This is a genomic window from Pseudomonas sp. MWU12-2029 (assembly GCF_023242425.1).
Taxonomy (GTDB): Bacteria; Pseudomonadota; Gammaproteobacteria; order Pseudomonadales; family Pseudomonadaceae; genus Aquipseudomonas; species Aquipseudomonas kribbensis.
Map to the genome: position 1 here is coordinate 1 of NZ_JALJDY010000016.1, position 21,095 is coordinate 21,095.

The window sequence follows — 21,095 nt, forward strand, 5'->3', positions numbered from 1 at the left end:
CCCCTGAAAATAGATCTGTCCCCTTTTGTGGTGGAAGCGCCACCTCTGAGGCTATAGGATCTTTTCCAGGAGATGGCATTCCTCCTCAAACCGCCTCGTGCTGATGATGCCTACGTGAACCCTGGACAGGGTGCGTAGGTGTGTCTCCTCCCCTGTCCCACTACACCAGGACAGGATCATGATTCGACTTATTCAACCCGCCGTTTTTCGCGTTTCCCCTCTGCTCCCTGTTTGGCCGCAACAGCCTGAAGAGGTGGCCCCGACATGCTGAAATCACTGCTGGTCATTGCCGCAGGTGCCTCACTGGGCGCCTGGTTGGGCTTTAAAGGGGACGGGCTTTAAAGGGGACAGATTTATTTTCTATTTTCTGAAAATAAATCTGTCCCCTTTAAAGAAGAAAGCACATCACTCTTCAGTGGAATGGCTCGGCTCCTGGCTGGCTTCAGCTTCCATCTTCAAGCGGTCAGCCTTGCTGATGTACTTGGGCTTGTTGCTTTTCGGCGCCAGTTTGGCGTTGGCCTTTCTGGATTTTTCCTTGAAGAGTTGTTGCAGTTTCTTCTGACGATTCATGGTGTCTTGCCTGGCTTGGAAGTGGGTGGATGATATCAGCTTCGACCCGGCGGGTTGCGCCGCATCCGTTACGCACAATCGAGCCTGTCGCGCAGAAACTCGATGAAGCGTTGGGTCTTGGCCGGCAGCAGCCGGGTCTCGGTCAGCGCATAGACCGGGACCGGGGGGGCTTGCCATTGCGGCAAGACGCGCCGCAACGAACCGCTCGCCACGTCCTGCGCTGCGATGCCATCCGGTAACAGCGCGATGCCCAGGTCCAGAGAGGCCAGACGCCGGAGCATGCCCACGCTATTGACTTCGAATCGCCCACCGACAGCCACTTGCTCGCTTCCTTTCTCGTTGGTCAGCGTCCAGCGGTCAGCATCGGGACCGCGCATTCTCAGGCATTCGTGATTCACCAGTTGAGCGGGTTGCTCCGGTTCCCCGGCGACATCCAGATATCCGGGTGATGCGTAGAGGCCGCGTTTCAGACTTGCGAGCCTGCGGGCGATCAGGTTTGAGTCGGGCGGTTCCCCCATGCGAATGACCACGTCTACAGGATCGCTGATCAAGTCTGCCTGATGCGGTGTGAGGTCGAAATCGAAGTGGATGCCGGGGTATTCTCGGGAGAACTCTGCAATGAGCGGCACCAGGTAAATGTTGGCAAAATCCACCGGCAGCGAGGCCCGCAGCAGCCCGCTCGGCCTTGCGAGCATCTCGCCCAACTGCTCGTGAGCCAGCCGCGCCTCTTCCACAATCCGCTTGCAGCGTTCGTAGTAAAGCTGTCCCGCTTCCGTCAGTTCGATGCGGCGTGTGGTGCGATGCAACAGGCGCAGGCCAATGGATTTCTCCAGGCCACTGATCCGTCGGGAAAGCGTTGAATTGGGCATGCCCAGCGACTCCGCGGCCCCACGAAAACCACGCCTCTTCACGACTTCCACAAACAACGCCATGTCATTCAAGTATTCCAACGCCCATTGCTCCACCTATGGATCAGTCATTTCAATTTAACCGGATTTATCCCGTTTTTGAATTGACTGAAGATGCGCCCGACACTGTTGAGGAGCACCGCAATGAACGTACCCTTTTCCGAAGGTTTCAACGCTGACAATGCTGCCTTTCTGCTGATCGATCACCAGGTCGGCACCATGGGCTGGGCCAGATCGATGCCCTTTGAAGAACTCAAGCGCAACGCCCTGATGCTCGCCAAGGCCGCGCGCATTCTGAAAATGCCCGTCGTGTTGACGTCGAGCATGGAAGAGCACGCACAAGGCCCGCTTCTGAGCGAGCTTGAGCAGATCCTGCCGACCGCATTCGCGAGCCGCATCAAGCGCCTCGGCATCGTCAATGCGATGGACGACGAACACTTCGCCGCCGCCGTGAAAGCCACCGGGCGCCGGAAGCTCATCATCGCCGGCGTGACCAACGACGTCTGCACCGTTTACCCGGCGCTCTCGCTGCTGCGCGATGGCTATGAAGTCCAGGTGGTCGCCGATGCCGGTGCCTCACCGACCAAAATGGCCGATGACATCGCATTGCGTCGCATGGACAAGGCCGGGGTCACGCTGACGAGCACCAATCAATTGATTGCCGAATTGGCGGGAAGCTGGGCGACGCCAGAAGGTGGCGAACTGGTTCAGGTGTTGATGGAGTCTTTTGGTAACTGAGCCAGTCAGCGGGCGAGCCCGGGATAGCGCCTCCCGGACTCGCTCGAATGGAGACGTCACCTCAAGCCAGCACGTCGGTAATCCACCGCACCTGCTGTGTGAGCTCCTGCACCTTGCGCTCGCACACCCCATGCCGCGCCCGCCCGAAGTGGCTCAGGGTCTGTTGCTTGTGCCGTAACCGGTGCTGCCACTTGCTGACAAACGCCGGGCTGCGGGCCTGCAATTGCAGCGGACCGAAGTACAGTTCTTCGGCGGAGTAAATCACCGGCTCGCCACGCTCGGCGACGATGATTTCGTAGTCGAAGCGGTTTTCCCGCAGGACTTCTTCGCAAAGGATCCGGTAGTCGTTGTCCATCAACCATTGGCGCAGCGGTTGCTCGCCGCCGTTGGGTTGCAGGATCAGGCGTTCGAGGCCGCTCAGGCGCGCCTTGCCAGCTTCGAGAATGTCGCGGATGGTCTCGCCGCCCATGCCGCACATCGTAATCGCATTGATCCCATCAGCCGGTTCCACGGCCATCAAGCCATTGGCCAGACGCACGGTGATCTGCTGCTGCAGATCGTTCTCGCAAACGGTGCGTTCAGCCGAGCGAAACGGTGTCAGAGCCATCTCCCCCGCCACCGCCGCCTCGATTGCACCACGACGCATCAACGCCACCGGCAAGTAGCCGTGATCCGAGCCGATATCGGCCAGGCGCGCACCGGCGGGTACGTGCGCAGCGACACGCTCCAGGCGCATGGACAAAGTCTGTTCGTTCAACCGCAACCTCTTTCGACTTGGGCATCCGGGATCGGGGCGCGATTCTGGGGGGACTACACCAACACCGTCAACCACGCCGACAGCAACAACAAAAACGCCAACCCGGCATTCATGCGCCTGAATGCCCGTGGCGAGCCAAAGAACCGCGCACTGCCCACACCCAGCACCGCCCACGCCGTCATGCACGGCAGGCAGACCAGCAGAAACACAAAGGCCAGCAACAGCATTCGCATCTGTTCATCGCCATTTCCGCCAAACACGCTCACCACCGCCACCGCCATCATCCACACCTTGGGATTGATCAGTTGCAGGCCGGCGGCGCCATAAACGCCGACCCCTTCTTCACCCGCCGTTGCCGGGTCAAGGGACGGCGGCGTACTGCGGAAGATCTGCCACGCCAGCCAGCTCAGCCACAGCACCCCGGCCCAGGCCATTGCCTGCTGCACGCGGGGATAACGCAGCAGCGTTTCACCCACGCCGAGCCCGACCACCAGCACCACCAGCGCCGCCGACAGACAGGCACCGAAGATGATCGGCAGCGTGGCCACCATCCCGCGCCGCGAACTGTGGCTCATCACCAGAATATTGGTCGGCCCTGGGGTGATCGAGGCGACGAAGGAAAACAGCAGAAAGGGCAACAACGATTCCATGGGATGGACTCCGGATCAGAACAGGAGTCCATGGTCGCGGTTGCGAGACGTTCAGTCTGGAAGGTTTGAGCAACGCTTGCGATAGTCCGCCGGCGTCAGGTGATAGGCGCGGCGAAACCAGCGGCCGAGATGGCTTTGATCGGCAAACCCCAGCGCACTGGCGACGTCGACGGGCGTTTCGCCTCGCGCCAGCAATTGCCGGGCCCGAGCCAGTCGCAACTGGATCAAGTAACCGTGGGGCGCGAGCCCGAAGGCCGACTTGAAGGCCCGGGTCAGCCGAAAGCGATCAACCCCGCAGGCCCGGGCCAGATCATCCAGCCCGATGTCTTCGAAGGCATGGGCATGCAGGTAGTCCCGCGCCACCTGCGCCACGCGCGGCAAGCGTGGATCGAACGCCTGACGCTTGCGCCAGTCGAGGTGGGACGTCAAAGCCCCCAGCAAGTGGTCGACCGCGCTCTGCCGGACGATACGCAGGTCACCGTGATGCAGGGCCTGAAAGGCCTGATTGATGGACGTGGCCAGACGCGGATCCTGGCTGAGGGTGTCGGCGAATCCGAGCTGACTGTTGTCCGGCGCCTGCTCGAACAGCGCCAGCAACTCGCGCTCCAGCCAGTGCGGATCGAGATAGAGCATGGAATAGGTAAAACCTTCCTCGGTGGGCGCGTGCCCGTCGTGGATCTCCTCTGGCTCCAGCATGAAAATCTTGCCCGGCGTACTGAAATGTCTCACCCGCCGGCAATCGAACTGCTGAACCCCTTGCTCGGTGACACCCACCAGAAAGCTGTCATGCCAGTGCGGATCGTAGGCATGCCCCTGGAAATGGGCACGGATCGACTCGATGCCGGTGTCGGCATCCTGAGACAGGTCGATCCAGTTGCGTTTGTCCACGCAAAGGCTCCGGAGAATTGGGTTCGATGCCTAACTTACCGCGCTTCACATCGAAGCGTTTAGAAGATTTGTGCAGGTTGACTGACGCAGGCCAGGCGCAAATTTAATGAACCCTCGGTTTCACCGCCCGCCTAACCGAATGACCATCAGGAGGTAGCTCATGCAAATCGAAACCACGTGGATTGTGCTGGCCATCATTCTTTTGCTCGTCGAACTGTGGGCAATCAATCGGGTACGCAAGAGCGAAGGGAAATCGAGCAACAAGGGCGTCTGGATCGTACTGATCGTGTTTGTACCGTTACTGGGACTGATCGCCTGGGCCCTGGCAGGACCGAAACACATTACCCAGGCCTGAATCTGCGAAAAGCGCAAAACAACCAGGCCCCGATCATTCGGGGCTTTTTCATGGACGGCGGATTTGTATCGCACTGTGTACGGGATGCCTGCTGATACACACGCCCTTAACTCGGGAGCAAAACCGAAACAGCACGGATACACCAGCAGGTTTTACTGGGCTCCAGTTCAGAAGGGTTCACCCAGAACCCCATCCCCGTCGATTGCAAAGGAGCCTGACCATGAAACCTGCACTGCACACCACCGCTACCGGCAACACCCGTCGCCGCCTGCTGGGCCTGTCGATTCTCGCCACCGCCCTGATGCAATTCGGCGCGTTCGCCAACGCTCAATCGGCGGCACCGGAACCGGTCAAGACCGTAGCCGCCACTGTAAGCGCCGACCTGCCCTTCGGCCCGTTGAAACATGTGAAGGCCGGTGTGCTGGACGTGGCCTACGCCGAAACCGGCCCGGCCGATGGCCCGGTGGTGATTCTGCTGCACGGCTGGCCCTACGACATTCACAGCTACGACGAAGTCGCACCGATTCTGGCGGCCAAGGGTTATCGAGTGCTGATGCCGTATGCGCGGGGTTATGGCGATACGCACTTCCTTTCCGACAAGACTGTGCGCAACGGTCAGCCGGCGGCGCTCGCCAGTGACGTGATCGATTTCATGGATGCACTGAAAATCAAACAAGCCGTACTCGGCGGCTACGACTGGGGCGCACGTTCGGCGGATATCGTCTCGGCGCTGTGGCCTGAGCGCGTCAAAGCGCTGGTGTCGGTCAGCGGCTACCTGATCGGCAATCAGGCCGCCGGTAAGAACCCGCTGCCGCCCAAGGCCGAGCTGCAATGGTGGTATCAGTTCTACTTCGCCACCGACCGTGGTGCGGCCGGTTACGCCAAGAACACCCACGATTTCGCCAAGCTGATCTGGCAAACCGCCTCACCGAAATGGGCGCTGGACGATGCCACCTTCGACCGCAGCGCCAAGGCTCTGGAGAACCCGGATCACGTCGCCATCACCGTGTTCAACTACCGCTGGCGCCTGGGCCTGGTGCAGGGTGAAAGCCAGTACGAAGCGCTGGAGCAGAAACTCGCCACCGCGCCGTCGATCAGCGTGCCAACCATCACCCTGGAAGGCGATGCCAACGGCGCCCCACACCCGGCGCCCGAGGATTACGCAAAACGCTTTACCGGCAAATATGAGTTCCGTCTGATCAACGGCGGCATCGGCCACAACCTGCCGCAGGAAAGTCCGCAGACCTTCGCCAAGGCAATTATCGACGCCGATCACCTCTGAAGCAATACGCCGAACGGCTCGTCATTTGACGAGCCGTTTTTCCTTGGACGGCCGATAACCGAAATAGGCGCTGTAGCACTTGCTGAAATGGCTTGGCGAGACGAACCCGCAAGCCACCAACACATCCACCTGGGACAGCTCGGTGTGCTGCAACAAACGCCGGGCCTCAGTGATGCGCAGTTCCATGTAATAACGCTGCGGCGTGGTGCCCAGTTGTTCCTTGAACAGCCGCTCCAGCTGACGCCGGGAACGCCCGGCGTACACTGCCAGTTGTTCCAGCTCCAGCGGCTCTTCGAGGTTGGCGTCCATCAGCTTCACCACTTCGCGCAACGGCGCACTGACGCTGATGTTTTCGGTGGGTTTGATCCGCCGGTAGCGCGATTCCTCGAACGCCAGAATGTCTTCGATGCCCTCGACCAGCGCCTTGTCGTGCAGGCCCTTGATCCAGTCCAGTGCCATGTGGAATGCACCGGACGGGCTCGACGCCGTCAACCGGTCGCGGTCGATCACATAAGGCTCGCTGCTGACCTGGGTGGCCTTGGAGATTTCCGCCAGCGCCGGTCGATGCTCCGGGTGAATCGCACAGCGATACCCTTCCAGCACCCCTGCCCGGCCCAGAAACCACGAACCGTTCCACAACCCGGCCAACAGCACGCCGGCCTCGGCGGCCATTTTCAGCAGGCCGATGAACTCGTCACTGGCCTTCAATTCCGTGCGGTAACCGCCGCAGATCACCAGCAGATCCAGTTCCTGCAACACACTCGCGTCAAGCCGTGAATCCGGGCGGATTACCAGCCCAAGGTCGCTGATCACTTCACCGTCGCTCAGGCCAAAAGTGCGGGTGGAAAACAGACCGGGACGCAGCAGATTGGCGGTGACAAGGGTGTCCAGCGCCTGGGTGAAGGCCGGCAGGGAAAAATGCTCCAGCAGCACGAACCCGGTACGGGTCATGCGCCCCGCCCCGGAGGAAGGCTCGTTCAGGTAGCGAAGGTTCTTGCCCTTCATGCCACCGCTGAATTGACGTCGTTCGATCAAGATGCGGTCCATCAGTTACTTGTTATGCCGCCATGCTAACCGCCGGGGCGGCAAAATACTCGGGAATGAATGCAATTCGCCCCAACCGGTACAAACGTGCCGATCGGGGCGAAAAAGACCTGCGAAAAACCGCGATGAATCAGGACGCGTCGATCCAGATGGTTTTCAGCTCGGTGTACTGGTCATGGGCCCAGATCGACTTGTCACGCCCGCCGAAACCGGACTCCTTGTAGCCGCCGAAAGGCGTCGACGCATCGCCTTCGCCGAAGCAGTTCACGGTGACGATACCGGCGCGAATGCCCCGCGAGAGTTTCAGCGCATGGCGCAGGCTGCCTGTGTAGGCCGAGGCTGCCAGGCCATAAGCCGTGTCGTTGGCCAGGCTGATCGCCTCGTCGACCGAGCTGAACGTGGTCACGCTCAGCACCGGGCCGAAGATTTCTTCCTGGAACAGACGACTGTCACGGCTGACGCCATCGACGATGGTCGGCTCGACGAAAATGTTGTCGGCCGTGTTGCCCCCCGCCAACACCGAAAGATTCTCATCCCGGGCATGGTCGAGGTACGAACGGACCTTCTCGAAATGCGCCTTGCTGATCATCGAGCCCAGACGGTTTTCCGGGTCCAGTGGATCGCCCATTTTCCAGTCAGCCAGATGCACCCGCACGCGCTGGAGCAGTTGGTCCTTGATGTCGGTGTGCACGATCAGCCGCGACGACGCCGAGCAGTTTTCACCCATGTTCCAGAACGCGCCGTTGACCACGTGCTGGGCGACCAGATCGACGTCTTCGACATCGTTCATCACCACCGCCGGGTTCTTGCCGCCGCACTCCAGCACGATGCGTTTCAGGTTGGATTCGCTGGAATACTTGAGGAACAACCGCCCGGTGTCGGTGGACCCGGTGAAGCTGACCATGGCGACGTCCGGGTGACGGCCCAGCGGTTCGCCCGCTTCCTTGCCGCCGCCGGGCACCACGTTGAACACGCCGGCGGGAATCCCGGCCTGATGCGCCAGTTCGGCCACGCGCAGGGTGCTCAGGGTGGTTTCCTTGGCCGGTTTGACCACGATGGAGCAACCGGCGGCCAGCGACGGGCCGATCTTCCACGCGAGCATCAGCAGCGGGAAATTCCACGGCAACACCAGGCCGACCACGCCAATCGGTTCGCGCACCACCATGGTCACCGCGCCGTTACCGGTCGGTGCGGTCGAGTCGTAGATCTTGTCGATCAGTTCGGCGTGCCAGCGCAGGGTATGAATTGTCTCGGGCACATCGATGTTCTGGCATTCACGGATCGGTTTGCCGCTGTCGAGGCTTTCCAACACCGCCAGTTCATGGGAGTGGTCGTCGAGCAATTGGGCGAACCGCAGCAACACCGATTTGCGCGCCGACGGGGCCAGCCCTTGCCAGCGCCCGTCCTCGAACGCAGCCTTGGCGGCGGCGACAGCAACGTCCACGTCCTGGGCACCGCAGGCGGTAATCTCGGTTAACACCGCTTCAGTGGCCGGGTTGGTCGTGGTGAACGTCTTGCCGGACAGCGCGCTGCGAAACTCGCCGTTGATGAACGCCTGATTGCGAAATTCAAGCTTCGCCGCCAGTTCGCGGTATTGCGCTTGACTCAGAAGATCGGCCATTTCAAACCTCCGCGACGATGCGCGCCACATTCTGCTTCAGGGTTTTGATCACGCTTTCCAGCACTTCCTTCTCGGACGCATCCAGCGCTTGCATCGGTTTGCGCACGCCGCCGGCACGCAGGCCGACCAGCTCGCTGCCGTGCTTGATCGACTGAACGAACTTGCCGCTTTCCAGCACGTCCATCAGCGGTAACAGCGCCGACATGATCCGCCGGCCCTTGTCGAAGTTCTTCTCCAGAACGCAGGCTTCGTACAGCGCGATGTGCTCGGCCGGAATGAAGTTCGAACCGGCACAGACCCAGCTGCGCGCGCCCCAGGCGAAGAACTCCAGGGCCATGTCGTCCCAGCCGCAAGACAGCTGGATCGAGGGGTGCGAATGCGCCAGACGGTGCAACTGGGCGGTGTCGCCGGAGCTTTCCTTGATCGCGACGATGTTCTTGCAACCGGCAATCGCTTCGAAGAACTCAGGGCCCATCGCTACGCCCATCCGCGTCGGATAGTTGTAGAGCATGATCGGCAGGCCGGCCGCCTTGTCCACGGCCAGCACGTGGGCGGCGATTTCCTTTTGCGTCGGCAAGGCATACGGCGGTGAGCCCACCAGAATCGCGTCGGCCTCGATCGACTTGGCATGCTCGGCGAAGGCCACCGCATCTTCGGTGCGGATCCCGCCAGTGCCGATCACCAGCGGAATGCGGCCATTGATCACTTCCCTGGCGCGCTCGGCCACTTTCAGCCGCTCAGCGGTGGTGTGGGCGTAGTACTCACCGGTCGAACCACCGATGACGATGCCGTGAACCCGCGACTCGATCAGATACTCGAGCACTTCGGCGAAGACCGAGTAATCGATCTGGCCATCGGCGGACAAAGGCGTAATGGCAGGGGTAAAGATGCCGTCAAAGTTCATAGGGTTTTCTCCAGTGATTACAGTGTTCAATTCGTTGGCCCGACGCCGCTACGGCCCGGGCAAGGTTCAATTCAGCGAGGCAGCCTGTTGCAGGTTGAGCGAGCGGGTTTCCGGCGCGAGCACCCACGACAGCACCAGGCCGACCAAGGTGACGGCCGCCGCGATGTACATGGTCTGGGCGATGCCCAGCGTGCTCAGGGAAACCGGCACCAGATAAGTCCCCGCCGCCGCGCCGATGCGCGACAGTGAGGTGCCGACACCGACCGCGAAGGCGCGGATTTCCGTGGGAAACAGTTCATTGGGGTACACCAGCGTCAGCACCTGGGCGCCGCCGATGAACAAGGCGTAAACGGCAAAGAACGCGAGCACCAGCGCGTTGGGCCCGGCGTGACCGATGGCCAGCCCCAGCAGCGCAAGGCCGGAGCAGAGAAAGCTGTAGATCAGCAGATTGCGTCGGCCGACGCGGTTGATGATTCGGGTCGAAATCACGCAGCCGATGACAAAGAACAAGGTAATCGCCACCGAGCCCAGGGATGACCAGTCGCCCTGCAGATTCAGCGCGGCCAGCACCTTCGGCGCATAGGCATACACGGCAAACAGCGGCACCACCGAACAGGTCCAGAACACCACGACAAACAGCATCCGCTTGCCGTAGCCGGAGTGCAGCAGGTTAAGGATCGTCAGCTTCTCGCCCACCCGGTGCTCGGGAAGATTGGCCAGGGAGAAGTCGTTGCCGTAGACCTGTTTGATGACAGCCTCGGCTTCGGCGGCGCGGCCCTTGCTCAACAGCCAGCGCGGCGATTCGGGTGTGCCGATGCGCACCAGAAACAGCATCGCGCCGATGACCGCCGCGCTGGCCAGCACCAGCCGCCAGGCATCGGAGCCCCACAGCTTGAACATCAGTTCGCCCACCACATACGCCATCGCTGCTCCGGCGAACCACATGATTGTCAGTGTCGCCAGACGCGGGCCGCGATACTTGCGCGGCATGAACTCGACCAGCAGCGAAGTCGCCACCGGGTACTCGATGCCGACCGCCACCCCCAGCAGCAGCCGCAGGACAAACAGCGCCAACGCCGAATCGACCCACAGTTGCGCCAGCGATGCCACGATGAACAGGGTCGGCCCGACAAACAGCAGACGCTTGCGCCCCAAAACATCAGTCAGCCAGCCGCCGAGAAAACCGCCGAAGAAAATGCCGATCAGCGCCGAGGCGGCGATCATGCCTTCCCAGAAATCGTCCAGCGCCAGAGACCTGGACATATGCACCAGCGCCACGCCGATGATGCTCAGAACATACCCGTCGACAAAGGAGCCACCGGCCGAACGGATCGTCAGCAGACGATGAAAACCATTGAGCGGTACGTCCTCGATTGATACAGCAACGTTGTTCATTTCTTGTCCTTGTATTCAGTGCATCGTTACTTCAGCTCATCGCGAATCGCGGGCCATGAGCGTTCAACTTTCGCGGCCGGCGCGGTATTGCCCCCACTTCAGGTTCATGTTCACGCCCAGCGACAGAAACGGTTCGGGCGGGTTGCCCGTCGGCCCCGGAGCCTGCAACAGGAAATCGATCAAGCCGTCGCGCTGCCCGGCCAACCAGTCGGCCAGCAACTTGCCGGTGACCGTGCCACGGGTGACGCCCAGGCCATTGCAGCCCAGCGCGCCGTAAACGTTCGGCGCCAGTTCGCCGAAGAAGCCGTTGTGGTTCCTCGACATGGCCAGCGCCCCGCCCCAGGTGTATTCGAATTGCACCCCCGGCAGCATCGGGAAGCGCTGATCGAACGAGGCGCGGTGACGGTGCACGAAGCGCTCGTTGTATTTGCTGTTGCTGCGGCCATCGGGGTTGAAGCTGAAGCTGTTGCGGATCAACAAACGGTTGTCGGGGGTGCGCCGCACCGTGGTGCCGAACGGATCGGCGGGGATCGCGCCCCAGAACGGTTTGCCGCCCAGACGCGCCTGCTCCTCGTCGGTCAGCGGGCGGGTGATGCTGGCGTAGGTGTAGATCGGCAACATGCGGCCCTGCAGAAAACCGAAGCGCATGCCGAACGAGTTGTTGGCGAGGATCAGTTTGTCGGCGGTGATGCTGCCGTGAGCGTGCTTGAGCAAGGTTTTGGCGCCGTACTCCACTTCCAGAATCGGCGTGCGTTCGTACAGGGTGACGTTGGCCGGCAGACTGTCCGCCAGTCCCTTGACCAGCGCCGACGGCTGAACCAGCACCGCGCCGGGAGTGAATAGCGCCTTGCGGTAAAAACGAGTGCCCAGATGCTCGGGCAATTCTTCGGCCTCGATCATCTGATACGGCTGACCGAGCTTGTCGAGCCCTCGGCGATAAGCCTCCAGCACCGCGATCCCGCGTTCTTCCACGGCAGCCTGATACTTGCCGCAGGCTTTCATCTGGCAATCGATACCGAACTGATCGACCAGATTGCGCAGGATCGACTGACCTTCCAGGTTCAGCTTCAGACTGATCCTGGCCAGGTCGATATCACCGATATAGTCCTCGGCCCCGATGTCATGGGGCAGATCGATCGCGAAACCGGCATTGCGACCGGACGGCCCCAACCCCACTTCCTGCGCTTCGATCAGCACCACTTCCTCGTCGGGGAAGTTCAGCGCGAGCTGGCGTGCCGCCGCCAGCCCGGTGAAGCCGGCACCGACGACGACCCAACGCGCCGAACGGTGGCCGCGATGGCCAGGCTCGGGGCTGCGTGGCCGGCTCAGGTGGAACCAGCCACAGCTGTCATCATCGGCGGGCAGCGAACTGACTTTCATAGTGTTGAACCGTTTATTGTTGAAATGACAAATCGAACCCGACACGAAGCGAACGCGCGGAATCGCGTTGAATGAAAACAGCCATCAAAGTTGCGTAAATGAATGCGTTTGAATGACGGCTTTACGCCACGGGATAACCGCCACTCGAACTAACGAACAACCCGCTTACTTGGCCGCCGCCCGCGCATCGCTCAGCCAGCCGTCATAACTTTGCTGGTGGGCCTTGATCCATTCGGCAGCGTGGCGCTTGATGTCGGCCAGGGACTTTTCGCCGTTCTGCATCTTCAGGTTCTGCGCACTTTCGTCGGCGGTGCTGATGCTGACTTCGGAGAGGAACTTGCGGGCTACCGGGTTCTTCTCGGCGAATTCCTTGTTCATGACGGCATTGATCGTGTCCACCGGGAAGCCGAGGTTCTTGCCTTCGTAGAAGGTGTCCTTGCTTTCCTTGCCGTCAGGCAGATCGGTGTAAGGCACCGGTAGCCAGACCACGTCGCGCCCTTCGACCAGCACGCTGGAAATCCACTGCGGCACCCAGGTAAAGAACAGCACCGGTTTGCCTTGCTGGTAGCGGGCAATGGTGTCGGCCATCAAGGCGAAGTACGAGCCGCGGTTGTCGACAACGGTCGGTTCCAGGCCGTAAGCCTTCATGTGGTGTTCGACCATCACTTCGCAGCCCCAGCCCGGGTTGCAACCGGTCAGGTCGGCCTTGCCGTCACCGTTGCTGTCGAACAGCTTGGCGATCTCCGGTTTCTTTAGATCCGACAGATCCTTGATGTGATAGGCGTCTGCGGTTTTCTTGTCGATCAGGTAACCCTGCAGCACGCCTTTCATGATCTGCCCGACCTTGACCATCACGTCATCGCCACCGGCCTTCTCGTAAAAGGCTTCGTGCAGGTGCTCCCACTCATGCACGGTGAAGTCCGCGTCGCCGTAGGACAGCGCGAGGAACATCGCCGGGTAATCGGTTTCCTTCGGCTGTTTGACGTCGTAGCCCAGTTCCTTGAGCCCGGCGATCACCACTTCACCGCGAAAGCGCTCTTCGGCGATGGTCGGGAAAATCGGCGTGATCGACACACCGGCGCCGGGTTTGTTGGCATCGGCCGCATAGGCTGCCGAACACAGCACCGTGCCCAGCAAGGAAGCAACCACACCTGCCACGACGCTTTTCTTGAGATTTGCCAGTTTCATGTTTCACCACGCTTTGGAGTTTTAATCGGTGAGCAGAAAGGTTCAGTTAATGACCGCACGAGCAACGTTCTTCTTTTTCTTCAACTTCATGACCAGGCCGACCGGCCCGCTCTCATACCAGCGCTGTCCGGTGGCCAGATCGCTGCTGCGTTCACCCATGGCCTGGGTCAGGCGATCGAGGAACACCGCCAGCAACACCAGCCCTGCTCCGCCGACGCTGGCCAGGCCCATGTCGAGGCGACCGATGCCGCTGAGCACCATCAGCCCCAGCCCGCCGACCGAGATCATCGAGGCGACCACCACCATCGACAGCGACAGCATCAAGGTCTGGTTCAAGCCGGCCATCATGGTCGGCGCGGCCAGCGGCAGTTGAACCTTCATCAGCATCTGCATCGGTGTGCAGCCAAAGGCCCGCGCCGCCTCGACCTTGTCCGCCGGCACCTGACGGATGCCGAGGTTGGTCAGGCGCACCAGCGGCGCGACGGAGAAGATGATCGTGACGATCACACCGGGCACGTTGCCGATGCCGAACAACATCACCACCGGCACCAGGTACACGAATGCCGGCAGGGTCTGCATGGCGTCGAGCACCGGGCGGATGATCATTTCCGTGCGGTCGCTGCGGGCACACAGGATGCCCAGCGGAATGCCGATCACCGCGCAGAACAACAGCGAGGTCAGCACCAGCGCCAGGGTGACCATCGCGTCGTTCCACACGCCGATCAGCCCGAGCCCGGTCAAGGTCGCCACGCTGAAGATCGCAATGCGTTTGCCGCCGATCTGCCAGCTGATCAGCCCGGCGATGATGATGAAAACCGTCGGCGGCAGCGAAAGCAGCCCCCACTGGACGCCGTCGAGCACTTGATCGACCGGCCAGCGAATCGAGCGGAAGACATCCCGGAAGTTATGCACCAGATATTTGAGGGCGGTTTCAACCCACGACCCCAGGGGGATATTCAAACTCTGGAAGGGATCCAGAAAGTTAAAGTCAGACATGACACTACCTCGCACTTGCGGACTGCGTGACCATTCTTTTTTTAAAACAGGATCTCAGCTATTGCCCAGGCAACTTAATAGATGCCCTTGCGAGATCGACCCTTTATAAAGTCCAACTTCATCAACTACCGGCATTGGTGTTGAAGATGCTGCAACAAGATGAAAGATCTCGCGCAAGGAAGCATCAGCCTTTATCGGAGTTTGACGACCCGGTTCATAAACAATGCCGGAATCGGCTTGTGCGATATCGCCGGCGCGCAATATCCGGCTGGTATCGAAACCGTTGAAGAAGTCCCGGACATATTGGTTCACCGGGTTGCACAGCAGCTCACGGGGCGTACCGATCTGCACCACCCGCCCACCTTCCATGATCGCGATGCGATGGCCGATGCGCACGGCTTCTTCAATGTCGTGGGAGATGAAAATGATGGTGCGATCCTGCTCGGCCTGAAGCTTGATCAGCTCGCCCTGCATCTCGCTGCGGATCATCGGATCGAGGGCGGAGAACGCTTCGTCCATCAGCAGGATGGCCGGGTCATTGGCCAGCGCCCGGGCCAGGCCAACCCGCTGTTGCATGCCGCCGGAGAGCTGATGAGGGAAGCACATTTCCTGCCCGGAAAGCCCGACCTGCTCAAGGGCGCCCATGGCCCGGCAGTAGCGTTCCTTTTCGCCGACTCCGCTGATTTCCAGGCCGAAGCTGACGTTGTCGATGACGCTCATGTGCGGCATCAAGGCAAACGACTGGAAGACCATGCCCATGTCTTTGCGGCGCACTTGCAACAGGTCCTTGTCGCCCAGTCCGGTGATTTCCCGGCCATTCAGAAAGATGCTGCCGGAGGTCGGTTCGATCAGGCGATTGAACAGTCGGACCATGGTCGATTTGCCCGAGCCGGACAACCCCATGATGACAAAGATCTCGCCTCGCTTGACCGAGAAGTTGGCATCGAATACACCGATGGCCTGGCCGGTCTTTTTGAAGACTTCGGCTTTCGAGGCGCCCTCTTCGATCAACTTCATGGCCAGTGCTGGCTGAGTGCCGAAGACTTTATAAACATTCTTCACGCAAATTATTTCGTCGGAGCGAGTCATACCTTGCCTCCATCGCGTTGTGCATATTCAAATTCAAACAATATGCAATCGAGCGAAACGGTTTTAGAGCGGCAGCGGTAATAGTTATAAGTCGTCACGACGGGTTTCCTTTTATTATTTTTGGGACTCCAGGAACGAGGGACGTTTCAAATTTATTAGCATCCCCCTGCTTAATCCAACGACATTTACAGGGGCATGTTGATAACGTCGGGTTATCGATCAGGCCGGCATCCGCCGCTGGCAGCCGGCATCGCCTGCCAGCGACCGCGACTATCCTTGCTGCGACGCCGGCGTATCCCTGCGCGCAGGCTTGGGCTACCCTCGTCGCGCTTCGCCCGGGAGCCGTATCGTGAGGAGGCCGTACAAATGACCAAGCATGTCGACCCAGACACCATCTTGCTGAAGATGCCGTCCTTGCGGGCCGTAAAGGCATTTGTCGCAGCCGCCAAGTACCAGAGTTTTACCCGTGCTGCCGAAGCATTGTGCGTTTCCCAAGCCGCGATCAGCCGGCAGATCCGCGAACTGGAAAGCTACCTGGGGGCGCAGTTGTTCACCCGCGTCGGGCGGGCCGTAGAGCTTACTTCGGCAGGTGCGCTGTTTTTCGACGCCGCTCAGCTGTCGTTCGTGAACATCGCCCAGGCCGCCGAGCGCATCCGCAGCAGTCAGTCGGTCAAGAAGGTGCTGACCATCTGTTGCTCCCCGGCGTTCTCGGCGCTGTGGCTGTCGAATCATCTGCCGGAGTTCTTCGCCCAGAGCGAAGGCATCGAGCTGAACCTGATCACCACCCAGAACTTCCTGACCATGGAACCGGGCGTGCAGCCCGACGTGTTCATCACCAAGATTTCGCGCATCCGCGAAGGCTATCGCAGCTACCCGCTGTGCCATGACCTGATCTACCCGGTGTGCACGCCTCAGTATCTGGAGCAGCACCCGGAAATCGCCACCATCGAAGGCGTGCGCGATTCGGCCCTGCTCAACCTCAGCCCCTACGGGCGTTCGCAAGTGGCCGAGCATGTCGACTGGGGCGTGTGGCTGGCGTTTCAGTCCATCGACATCGACGACCGCCCGGCGACCAGTCCGCAGATTTTCAACGCCAACGACTACAACCTGCTGATCAGTATGGTGCTGACTCATCAAGGCATCGCGCTGGGCTGGAATCATCTGGTTGCGCCGCTGTTGCAGCGCGGCTTGCTGGTGCGTCCGATCGAACAGGAAGTGCAACTGCGCAACAGCTGGCACTACCTGAGCTGCCGCGAGAACGCCGACAACGAAGACGCGCTACGGCGGTTTCGCGAGTGGATCCTGTCGAAGTTTCCCCGCCGTTAGCCATCGATTTGGTTATCAATTGCCCGACGAAAATGTCGTTGGAGCCGCACAACCTTCCTGACTCATTGTGGAGCGGCGCCGGCCGGGATCTGGCCGGCTCCCCTCACAGGAAGGAATTGTTGAATGTCACTCTACGAATTCTGCCGCGACTTTGATTTCCTCCAGGCCCCGGCCAAGACCCGGAATATCCTGCAGAACAGCCTGCTGGATATCGTCGGCGTCATGGCCGGTGCCGCGTCCAATGACACCAGTGTGGCGCTGCGCCGTTTTGTCGTTGCCCACTACCCCGCCGGCGAGTTCGGCAGCCGTCTGCTGTTCGACGGTCAACGCGTGAACCTGCTGGGCGCGGGTTGGGCCGGCGGCTTTTCCGCCGACAGCCTCGACGCCCACGAAGGCCACTTCCGATCCAAGGGGCACGCCGGCGCAACCGTGGTGCCGGCCCTGCTCGCCCTCGCCGATGCCCTGCATCACCAAGGCAAGGAAGTCAGCGGGCATGAGCTGTTGAGCGCGCTGTGCATCGGTTATGAAACCGGGCTGCGCGCCGGAACGGCGCTGATGGCGACCTCCCCGACTTATCACGCGTCCGGCGGCTTTTCGGCGATTGGCGTGGTTTGCGCCGGTGCCCGGCTGCTCGGTTTTGACGAGCCGACGTTCCGCCATGCCTTGGGCATTGCCGAGTACTTCAGCGCCCGTTGCCCGATGATGCGCCTGATCGCGTTTCCGACCATGTTGCGCGACGCCCACGGCAGCGGCGCCTTTGTCGGATTGAATGCGCTGTTGATGGCCAAGGAAGGCGTGACCGGAGCGCCGGCGGAAACCGTCGAGGACGCTTCGGTGGCCGAGCACTGGCTCGACCTCGGTCAGCGCTGGGAAATCGACAGTCAGTATTTCAAACCCTGGCCCGTGTGCCGCTGGGCGCAACCGGCGCTGACCGCGATGCTGCAACTGCAACAGGATCATCCTGGGCTCGACGCCGAGGTAATCGAGACCATCCGCGTCGAGACCTTTTATGAGTCGATGTGCCTGCAAGGCCACACCCCGGCGGATGCCGATCAGGCGCAATACGCCCTGGCCTTTCCGCTGGCGGCGCTGATCGTCAGGGGCAAACTCGGGCCGGACGAAGTCACCGGCGAATCGATCCACGCCGCCGACATTCGCGCCTTGAGCGCACGCATCGAGATCGTCGAGGCGGCCGATATTTCCGCGCGGTTCCCCAATGAAATCCTCTCGCGCGTCACCGTCACGCTGAAAAACGGCAACGTGCTCGTCAGCCCGATCACCGCCGCACGGGGCGATCCCGAAACGGCCCTGAGCCGGGAAGAACTGGAGCAGAAGTTCGACCTGTTCGCCTCAAGCCTCGGCCACGAACGCAGCCTCGCGGTGAAACAGGCGATTCGCGATCTGGGCCAGTCTGCGTCGGCCATCGCCACGCTTGAGCCGATCTTCGAACGGATTCACCCATAACCTCAACGCATCGATTGCCCGCAGGAAATGTCGTTTGTGACGGCTTTCCCGGCACAGATAGGCTGGAACCCGTTCCGGCCCTACGCGCATGACGAGGATAACAATGAACAATAAAGACACCGTGGCTGACCTGATCGCCCAGCGCAAACCCTGGCACTCCCTACCGGGCGCCCTCTACCAGGATGAAAACGTCTACCGCCAGGACCTTGAACAGATCTGGCACAAGGACTGGATTTTCGCCGGGCACACCTTCGAAATTGCCAAGCCCGGCCAGTACTTCACCCTGCAGATCGGCGATTACCCGGTCGCCGTGGTGCGTGGCAAGGATGGCGAAGTCCGGGCGTTTCATAACGCCTGCCGCCATCGCGGCGCCAAGATCTGCGAACACGAGCACGGCAAGGTCGCGAAGATGGTCTGTCCCTATCACAAGTGGACCTACGAGCTGGACGGCAATCTGCTGTTCGCCGGCAACATGGGCCAGGATTTCGACAAGGCCCAGTACAACCTCAAGTCCGTGCACTGCGAGATCGTGCACAGCTACATCTATGTCTGTGTCGCTACTAGGGCACCGGACTTCGAAGGCTTTCGCAAAGCAGTCAGCCCGTTCATTGCCCCGCATTATCTGGACCACTGCAAAGTGGCGTTCGAGTCGACCATCATTGAGCAAGGCAACTGGAAATTGGTGTTCGAGAACAACCGCGAGTGCTACCACTGCGACGGCTCCCACCCCGAACTGCTGAAATCCTACGTCGACAACCCGTCCGTGGGCGGCGCCGGCGGCGAGGATGATCCGCACCTGACCGCCTACTGGAACACCTGCGAGAAGGCCGGATTGCCGAGCCGCCTAGTGATGGACATCAACGGCCAGTACCGCATGACCCGCATTCCGCTGTCGTCCGGGGCCGTCAGCTACACCATGGACGGCAAGCCGGCGGTGAACGGGCGTCTGGACAAGACCGCCGAGCCGGACATCGGCGCCCTGCTCTATTTCCACTACCCGTCCACCTGGAACCACTTCCTCGGCGACCACGCGCTGAGCTTCCGGGTGCTGCCGATCAGCGCCACGCAAACCATGGTCACCACCAAATGGCTGGTGCCCGACACCGCGATGGAAGGCGTGGATTACGACCTCGAACGCCTGACCAAAGTCTGGGTCGCCACCAACGATCAGGACCGCACGCTGGTCGAAGGCACCCAGCGCGGCGTGACGTCCCCGTCCTATGAACCGGGGCCCTACTCGGAAACGGCGGAAACCGGCGTCTGCCAGTTCGATGACTGGTACTGCGCCACGATGACGGACCGGCTCAAGGGGCCGGTTCCGTTGAAGTCCGTAGGCTGATTGGCATTCGCGGCAACGCCGGTTTTTTCAGGAGATCTGACGTTGCCGCGTCGCCTGCCAGCAGATCAGCGAACCTGCGGTCACCAGCACCGCACCCTGCCAGAACTGCATCTGCAAACTGACGCCCAGCCACAGCGCGGCGAACGCCGACGACAGTACCGGTGCGCCGTAGGACGCGGTGGCCAGCAAGGTCAGATTGCCGCGCAAGATGCCGATGTTCCACAACGCATAACCGCCGGCCATGGCGATGCCGGTGGCGATCAGCTCCAGGGAGTTGCTAAGAGTGAAGGCGGAAATCCGTTCACTGCTGAAGCTCCACTTCACCCACAGCACAATCGCCGTCAGCACAAAAAACAGCACCACCAGACTCTGCCCGTTGGCGTAGCGGCGCGTGACGTTGCAATACAGCGCAAACGTGATCGCACAAGCCAGCGCCAGGCTGTAACTCAGCGGGTTGGAATTGACGTTGGCGATGATCCCCGGCAGCGACAGGCCCTGACCGCTGACCACCCAGAGGATGCCGAACAGCGCGAGTGCACTGCCGGGAACGATGAACCAGCGGGTCTTCTGCCCGTTCATGAAGATCGCCAGCACCACGGTCAGGCACGGCCACAGGTAATTGACCACGCCCAGTTCGATGGACTGTTGCCGGTCACTGGCAAAACCCAGCGCCAAAGACAGGCACACCTCATACGCAACGAACAATGCACTGCCGAGCAGGAGATACAGTGTTGACGTGGAACGAAGACGCGGTCGCCCGAGAAACATCACCAGCAGGATCGCCCCCAGGGTGTAAATCATCGCCGCCCCGCCGAGCGGGCCGAAATGTTCACTGACGCCCCTGATCAACCCGGCGGCGGTGCTCCACAACACAATCGCCAACAGCCCGCACGCCGTGGCGGCACGCTCGCCTCTTATCTGCATCATTGCCTCTGGATCAATATCTCGATTCGACCGTACAGGCTAACGAGGGAAACCGCATTGATACAGCTACTTTTCCTCCGGGCAAAGAATGCGCTGCCGTTATCGATCCTGTCTTTATCGATCCGGCCTGCGTCCCAACGTCGCAGGCCCGGCACCTTGGCAAACGCCGCACAAGGCTTAAAATCGCGCCTCCTCTTGCAGTCGCCCGACCGGCGCCTGCCCGCAGCCATGACAACCCTCAGGTTTGAACAGCCGGCGACTTTCACGAAGTCAGCCA

At 60.9% G+C, this 21,095-nt stretch carries 20 protein-coding genes and 1 riboswitch; of the genes, 6 read left to right on the forward strand and 14 right to left on the reverse strand.

Features of this window, described 5'->3' with window-relative positions; translation table 11 throughout:
• The first annotated feature begins 59 nt into the window (after positions 1-59).
• A riboswitch (Fluoride riboswitch) is annotated at positions 60-120 on the forward strand.
• A 285-nt stretch (positions 121-405) separates the two neighbouring features.
• Complete coding sequence (locus M5B44_RS27310; protein ID WP_248741142.1) at positions 406-570, reverse strand: DUF2986 domain-containing protein; 165 nt, start codon at positions 568-570, stop codon at positions 406-408.
• A 68-nt stretch (positions 571-638) separates the two neighbouring features.
• Positions 639-1,520 carry a LysR family transcriptional regulator gene (locus tag M5B44_RS27315; protein WP_248741143.1) on the reverse strand — a complete coding sequence of 294 codons (882 nt, stop codon included), beginning with the start codon at positions 1,518-1,520 and terminating at the stop codon, positions 639-641.
• A 102-nt stretch (positions 1,521-1,622) separates the two neighbouring features.
• On the opposite strand from M5B44_RS27315, the gene M5B44_RS27320 reads away from it, so the two are divergent.
• Positions 1,623-2,216 (forward strand): isochorismatase family protein, encoded by a 594-nt coding sequence (locus tag M5B44_RS27320; RefSeq protein ID WP_248741144.1) that lies wholly within the window; start codon positions 1,623-1,625, stop codon positions 2,214-2,216.
• A 61-nt stretch (positions 2,217-2,277) separates the two neighbouring features.
• Here the strand turns inward: M5B44_RS27320 and M5B44_RS27325 are convergent, their stop codons facing one another.
• Genes M5B44_RS27325 through M5B44_RS27335 form a run of 3 tightly spaced genes read right to left on the reverse strand, consistent with a single transcriptional unit; the run spans position 2,278 to position 4,511 of the window.
• On the reverse strand, positions 2,278-2,973 hold the full coding sequence (locus M5B44_RS27325; protein ID WP_248741145.1) for a tRNA (adenine(22)-N(1))-methyltransferase: 696 nt from the start codon (positions 2,971-2,973) through the stop codon (positions 2,278-2,280).
• 53 nt (positions 2,974-3,026) lie between these two features.
• Positions 3,027-3,623, reverse strand: a complete 597-nt coding sequence (locus M5B44_RS27330) for a LysE family translocator (RefSeq protein ID WP_248741146.1) — start codon at positions 3,621-3,623, stop codon at positions 3,027-3,029.
• A 51-nt stretch (positions 3,624-3,674) separates the two neighbouring features.
• Positions 3,675-4,511, reverse strand: a complete 837-nt coding sequence (locus tag M5B44_RS27335; RefSeq protein WP_248741147.1) for an AraC family transcriptional regulator — start codon at positions 4,509-4,511, stop codon at positions 3,675-3,677.
• A gap of 160 nt (positions 4,512-4,671) precedes the next feature.
• Between M5B44_RS27335 and M5B44_RS27340 the strand changes: the two genes are divergently transcribed.
• Positions 4,672-4,866: a PLDc N-terminal domain-containing protein gene (locus tag M5B44_RS27340; protein ID WP_085708371.1), complete on the forward strand. Its 195-nt coding sequence runs from the start codon at positions 4,672-4,674 to the stop codon at positions 4,864-4,866.
• A 220-nt stretch (positions 4,867-5,086) separates the two neighbouring features.
• Entirely contained in the window at positions 5,087-6,148 is a 1,062-nt protein-coding gene (locus M5B44_RS27345; protein WP_248741148.1) for an alpha/beta fold hydrolase, read from the forward strand.
• 21 nt (positions 6,149-6,169) lie between these two features.
• Here the strand turns inward: M5B44_RS27345 and M5B44_RS27350 are convergent, their stop codons facing one another.
• From M5B44_RS27350 to M5B44_RS27385, 8 genes are all read right to left on the reverse strand, one after another.
• On the reverse strand, positions 6,170-7,195 hold the full coding sequence (locus M5B44_RS27350; protein ID WP_248741149.1) for a GlxA family transcriptional regulator: 1,026 nt from the start codon (positions 7,193-7,195) through the stop codon (positions 6,170-6,172).
• 127 nt (positions 7,196-7,322) lie between these two features.
• Complete coding sequence (locus tag M5B44_RS27355) at positions 7,323-8,813, reverse strand: aldehyde dehydrogenase (RefSeq protein WP_248741150.1); 1,491 nt, start codon at positions 8,811-8,813, stop codon at positions 7,323-7,325.
• A gap of 1 nt (position 8,814) precedes the next feature.
• Positions 8,815-9,717: a dihydrodipicolinate synthase family protein gene (locus M5B44_RS27360; protein WP_248741151.1), complete on the reverse strand. Its 903-nt coding sequence runs from the start codon at positions 9,715-9,717 to the stop codon at positions 8,815-8,817.
• A gap of 66 nt (positions 9,718-9,783) precedes the next feature.
• Positions 9,784-11,112: an MFS transporter gene (locus M5B44_RS27365; protein ID WP_248741152.1), complete on the reverse strand. Its 1,329-nt coding sequence runs from the start codon at positions 11,110-11,112 to the stop codon at positions 9,784-9,786.
• Between the two features lie 63 nt (positions 11,113-11,175).
• The gene (locus M5B44_RS27370) at positions 11,176-12,492 is read right to left on the reverse strand and encodes an NAD(P)/FAD-dependent oxidoreductase (protein WP_248741153.1); all 1,317 of its coding nucleotides are present in this window, start codon (positions 12,490-12,492) and stop codon (positions 11,176-11,178) included.
• Positions 12,493-12,657: 165 nt separating this feature from the next.
• The gene (gene proX / locus M5B44_RS27375) at positions 12,658-13,680 is read right to left on the reverse strand and encodes a glycine betaine/L-proline ABC transporter substrate-binding protein ProX (protein ID WP_248741154.1); all 1,023 of its coding nucleotides are present in this window, start codon (positions 13,678-13,680) and stop codon (positions 12,658-12,660) included.
• Positions 13,681-13,722: 42 nt separating this feature from the next.
• Positions 13,723-14,676, reverse strand: coding sequence for a glycine betaine/L-proline ABC transporter permease ProW (gene proW / locus M5B44_RS27380; RefSeq protein WP_085708380.1), 954 nt, complete (start codon positions 14,674-14,676; stop codon positions 13,723-13,725).
• A 54-nt stretch (positions 14,677-14,730) separates the two neighbouring features.
• Positions 14,731-15,765 carry a quaternary amine ABC transporter ATP-binding protein gene (locus tag M5B44_RS27385; RefSeq protein ID WP_248741155.1) on the reverse strand — a complete coding sequence of 345 codons (1,035 nt, stop codon included), beginning with the start codon at positions 15,763-15,765 and terminating at the stop codon, positions 14,731-14,733.
• 366 nt (positions 15,766-16,131) lie between these two features.
• Between M5B44_RS27385 and M5B44_RS27390 the strand changes: the two genes are divergently transcribed.
• The 3 genes from M5B44_RS27390 to M5B44_RS27400 all read left to right on the forward strand — a co-directional run bounded on the left by M5B44_RS27390 (position 16,132) and on the right by M5B44_RS27400 (position 19,894).
• Positions 16,132-17,091, forward strand: a complete 960-nt coding sequence (locus M5B44_RS27390) for a LysR family transcriptional regulator (RefSeq protein WP_114882519.1) — start codon at positions 16,132-16,134, stop codon at positions 17,089-17,091.
• 123 nt (positions 17,092-17,214) lie between these two features.
• Positions 17,215-18,555 (forward strand): MmgE/PrpD family protein, encoded by a 1,341-nt coding sequence (locus M5B44_RS27395; protein ID WP_248741156.1) that lies wholly within the window; start codon positions 17,215-17,217, stop codon positions 18,553-18,555.
• Positions 18,556-18,658: 103 nt separating this feature from the next.
• The gene (locus M5B44_RS27400) at positions 18,659-19,894 is read left to right on the forward strand and encodes an aromatic ring-hydroxylating oxygenase subunit alpha (RefSeq protein ID WP_248741157.1); all 1,236 of its coding nucleotides are present in this window, start codon (positions 18,659-18,661) and stop codon (positions 19,892-19,894) included.
• Between the two features lie 27 nt (positions 19,895-19,921).
• Here the strand turns inward: M5B44_RS27400 and yddG are convergent, their stop codons facing one another.
• A complete protein-coding gene (gene yddG, locus M5B44_RS27405; RefSeq protein WP_318653960.1) occupies positions 19,922-20,821 on the reverse strand; it encodes an aromatic amino acid DMT transporter YddG in 900 nt (299 codons plus the stop codon).
• Between the last annotated feature and the right edge of the window lie 274 nt (positions 20,822-21,095).

Excerpts from the sequence above, each read along its gene's own strand:
- M5B44_RS27310 (WP_248741142.1), bottom strand. The coding sequence starts at position 570 with ATGAATCGTCAGAAGAAACTGCAACAACTCTTCAAGGAAAAATCCAGA.
- M5B44_RS27320 (WP_248741144.1), top strand. The coding sequence starts at position 1,623 with ATGAACGTACCCTTTTCCGAAGGTTTCAACGCTGACAATGCTGCCTTT.
- M5B44_RS27330 (WP_248741146.1), bottom strand. The coding sequence starts at position 3,623 with ATGGAATCGTTGTTGCCCTTTCTGCTGTTTTCCTTCGTCGCCTCGATC.
- M5B44_RS27340 (WP_085708371.1), top strand. The coding sequence starts at position 4,672 with ATGCAAATCGAAACCACGTGGATTGTGCTGGCCATCATTCTTTTGCTC.
- M5B44_RS27345 (WP_248741148.1), top strand. The coding sequence starts at position 5,087 with ATGAAACCTGCACTGCACACCACCGCTACCGGCAACACCCGTCGCCGC.
- M5B44_RS27350 (WP_248741149.1), bottom strand. The coding sequence starts at position 7,195 with ATGGACCGCATCTTGATCGAACGACGTCAATTCAGCGGTGGCATGAAG.
- M5B44_RS27355 (WP_248741150.1), bottom strand. The coding sequence starts at position 8,813 with ATGGCCGATCTTCTGAGTCAAGCGCAATACCGCGAACTGGCGGCGAAG.
- M5B44_RS27360 (WP_248741151.1), bottom strand. The coding sequence starts at position 9,717 with ATGAACTTTGACGGCATCTTTACCCCTGCCATTACGCCTTTGTCCGCC.
- M5B44_RS27365 (WP_248741152.1), bottom strand. The coding sequence starts at position 11,112 with ATGAACAACGTTGCTGTATCAATCGAGGACGTACCGCTCAATGGTTTT.
- M5B44_RS27370 (WP_248741153.1), bottom strand. The coding sequence starts at position 12,492 with ATGAAAGTCAGTTCGCTGCCCGCCGATGATGACAGCTGTGGCTGGTTC.
- proX (WP_248741154.1), bottom strand. The coding sequence starts at position 13,680 with ATGAAACTGGCAAATCTCAAGAAAAGCGTCGTGGCAGGTGTGGTTGCT.
- proW (WP_085708380.1), bottom strand. The coding sequence starts at position 14,676 with ATGTCTGACTTTAACTTTCTGGATCCCTTCCAGAGTTTGAATATCCCC.
- M5B44_RS27385 (WP_248741155.1), bottom strand. The coding sequence starts at position 15,765 with ATGACTCGCTCCGACGAAATAATTTGCGTGAAGAATGTTTATAAAGTC.
- M5B44_RS27390 (WP_114882519.1), top strand. The coding sequence starts at position 16,132 with ATGACCAAGCATGTCGACCCAGACACCATCTTGCTGAAGATGCCGTCC.
- M5B44_RS27395 (WP_248741156.1), top strand. The coding sequence starts at position 17,215 with ATGTCACTCTACGAATTCTGCCGCGACTTTGATTTCCTCCAGGCCCCG.
- M5B44_RS27400 (WP_248741157.1), top strand. The coding sequence starts at position 18,659 with ATGAACAATAAAGACACCGTGGCTGACCTGATCGCCCAGCGCAAACCC.
- yddG (WP_318653960.1), bottom strand. The coding sequence starts at position 20,821 with ATGATGCAGATAAGAGGCGAGCGTGCCGCCACGGCGTGCGGGCTGTTG.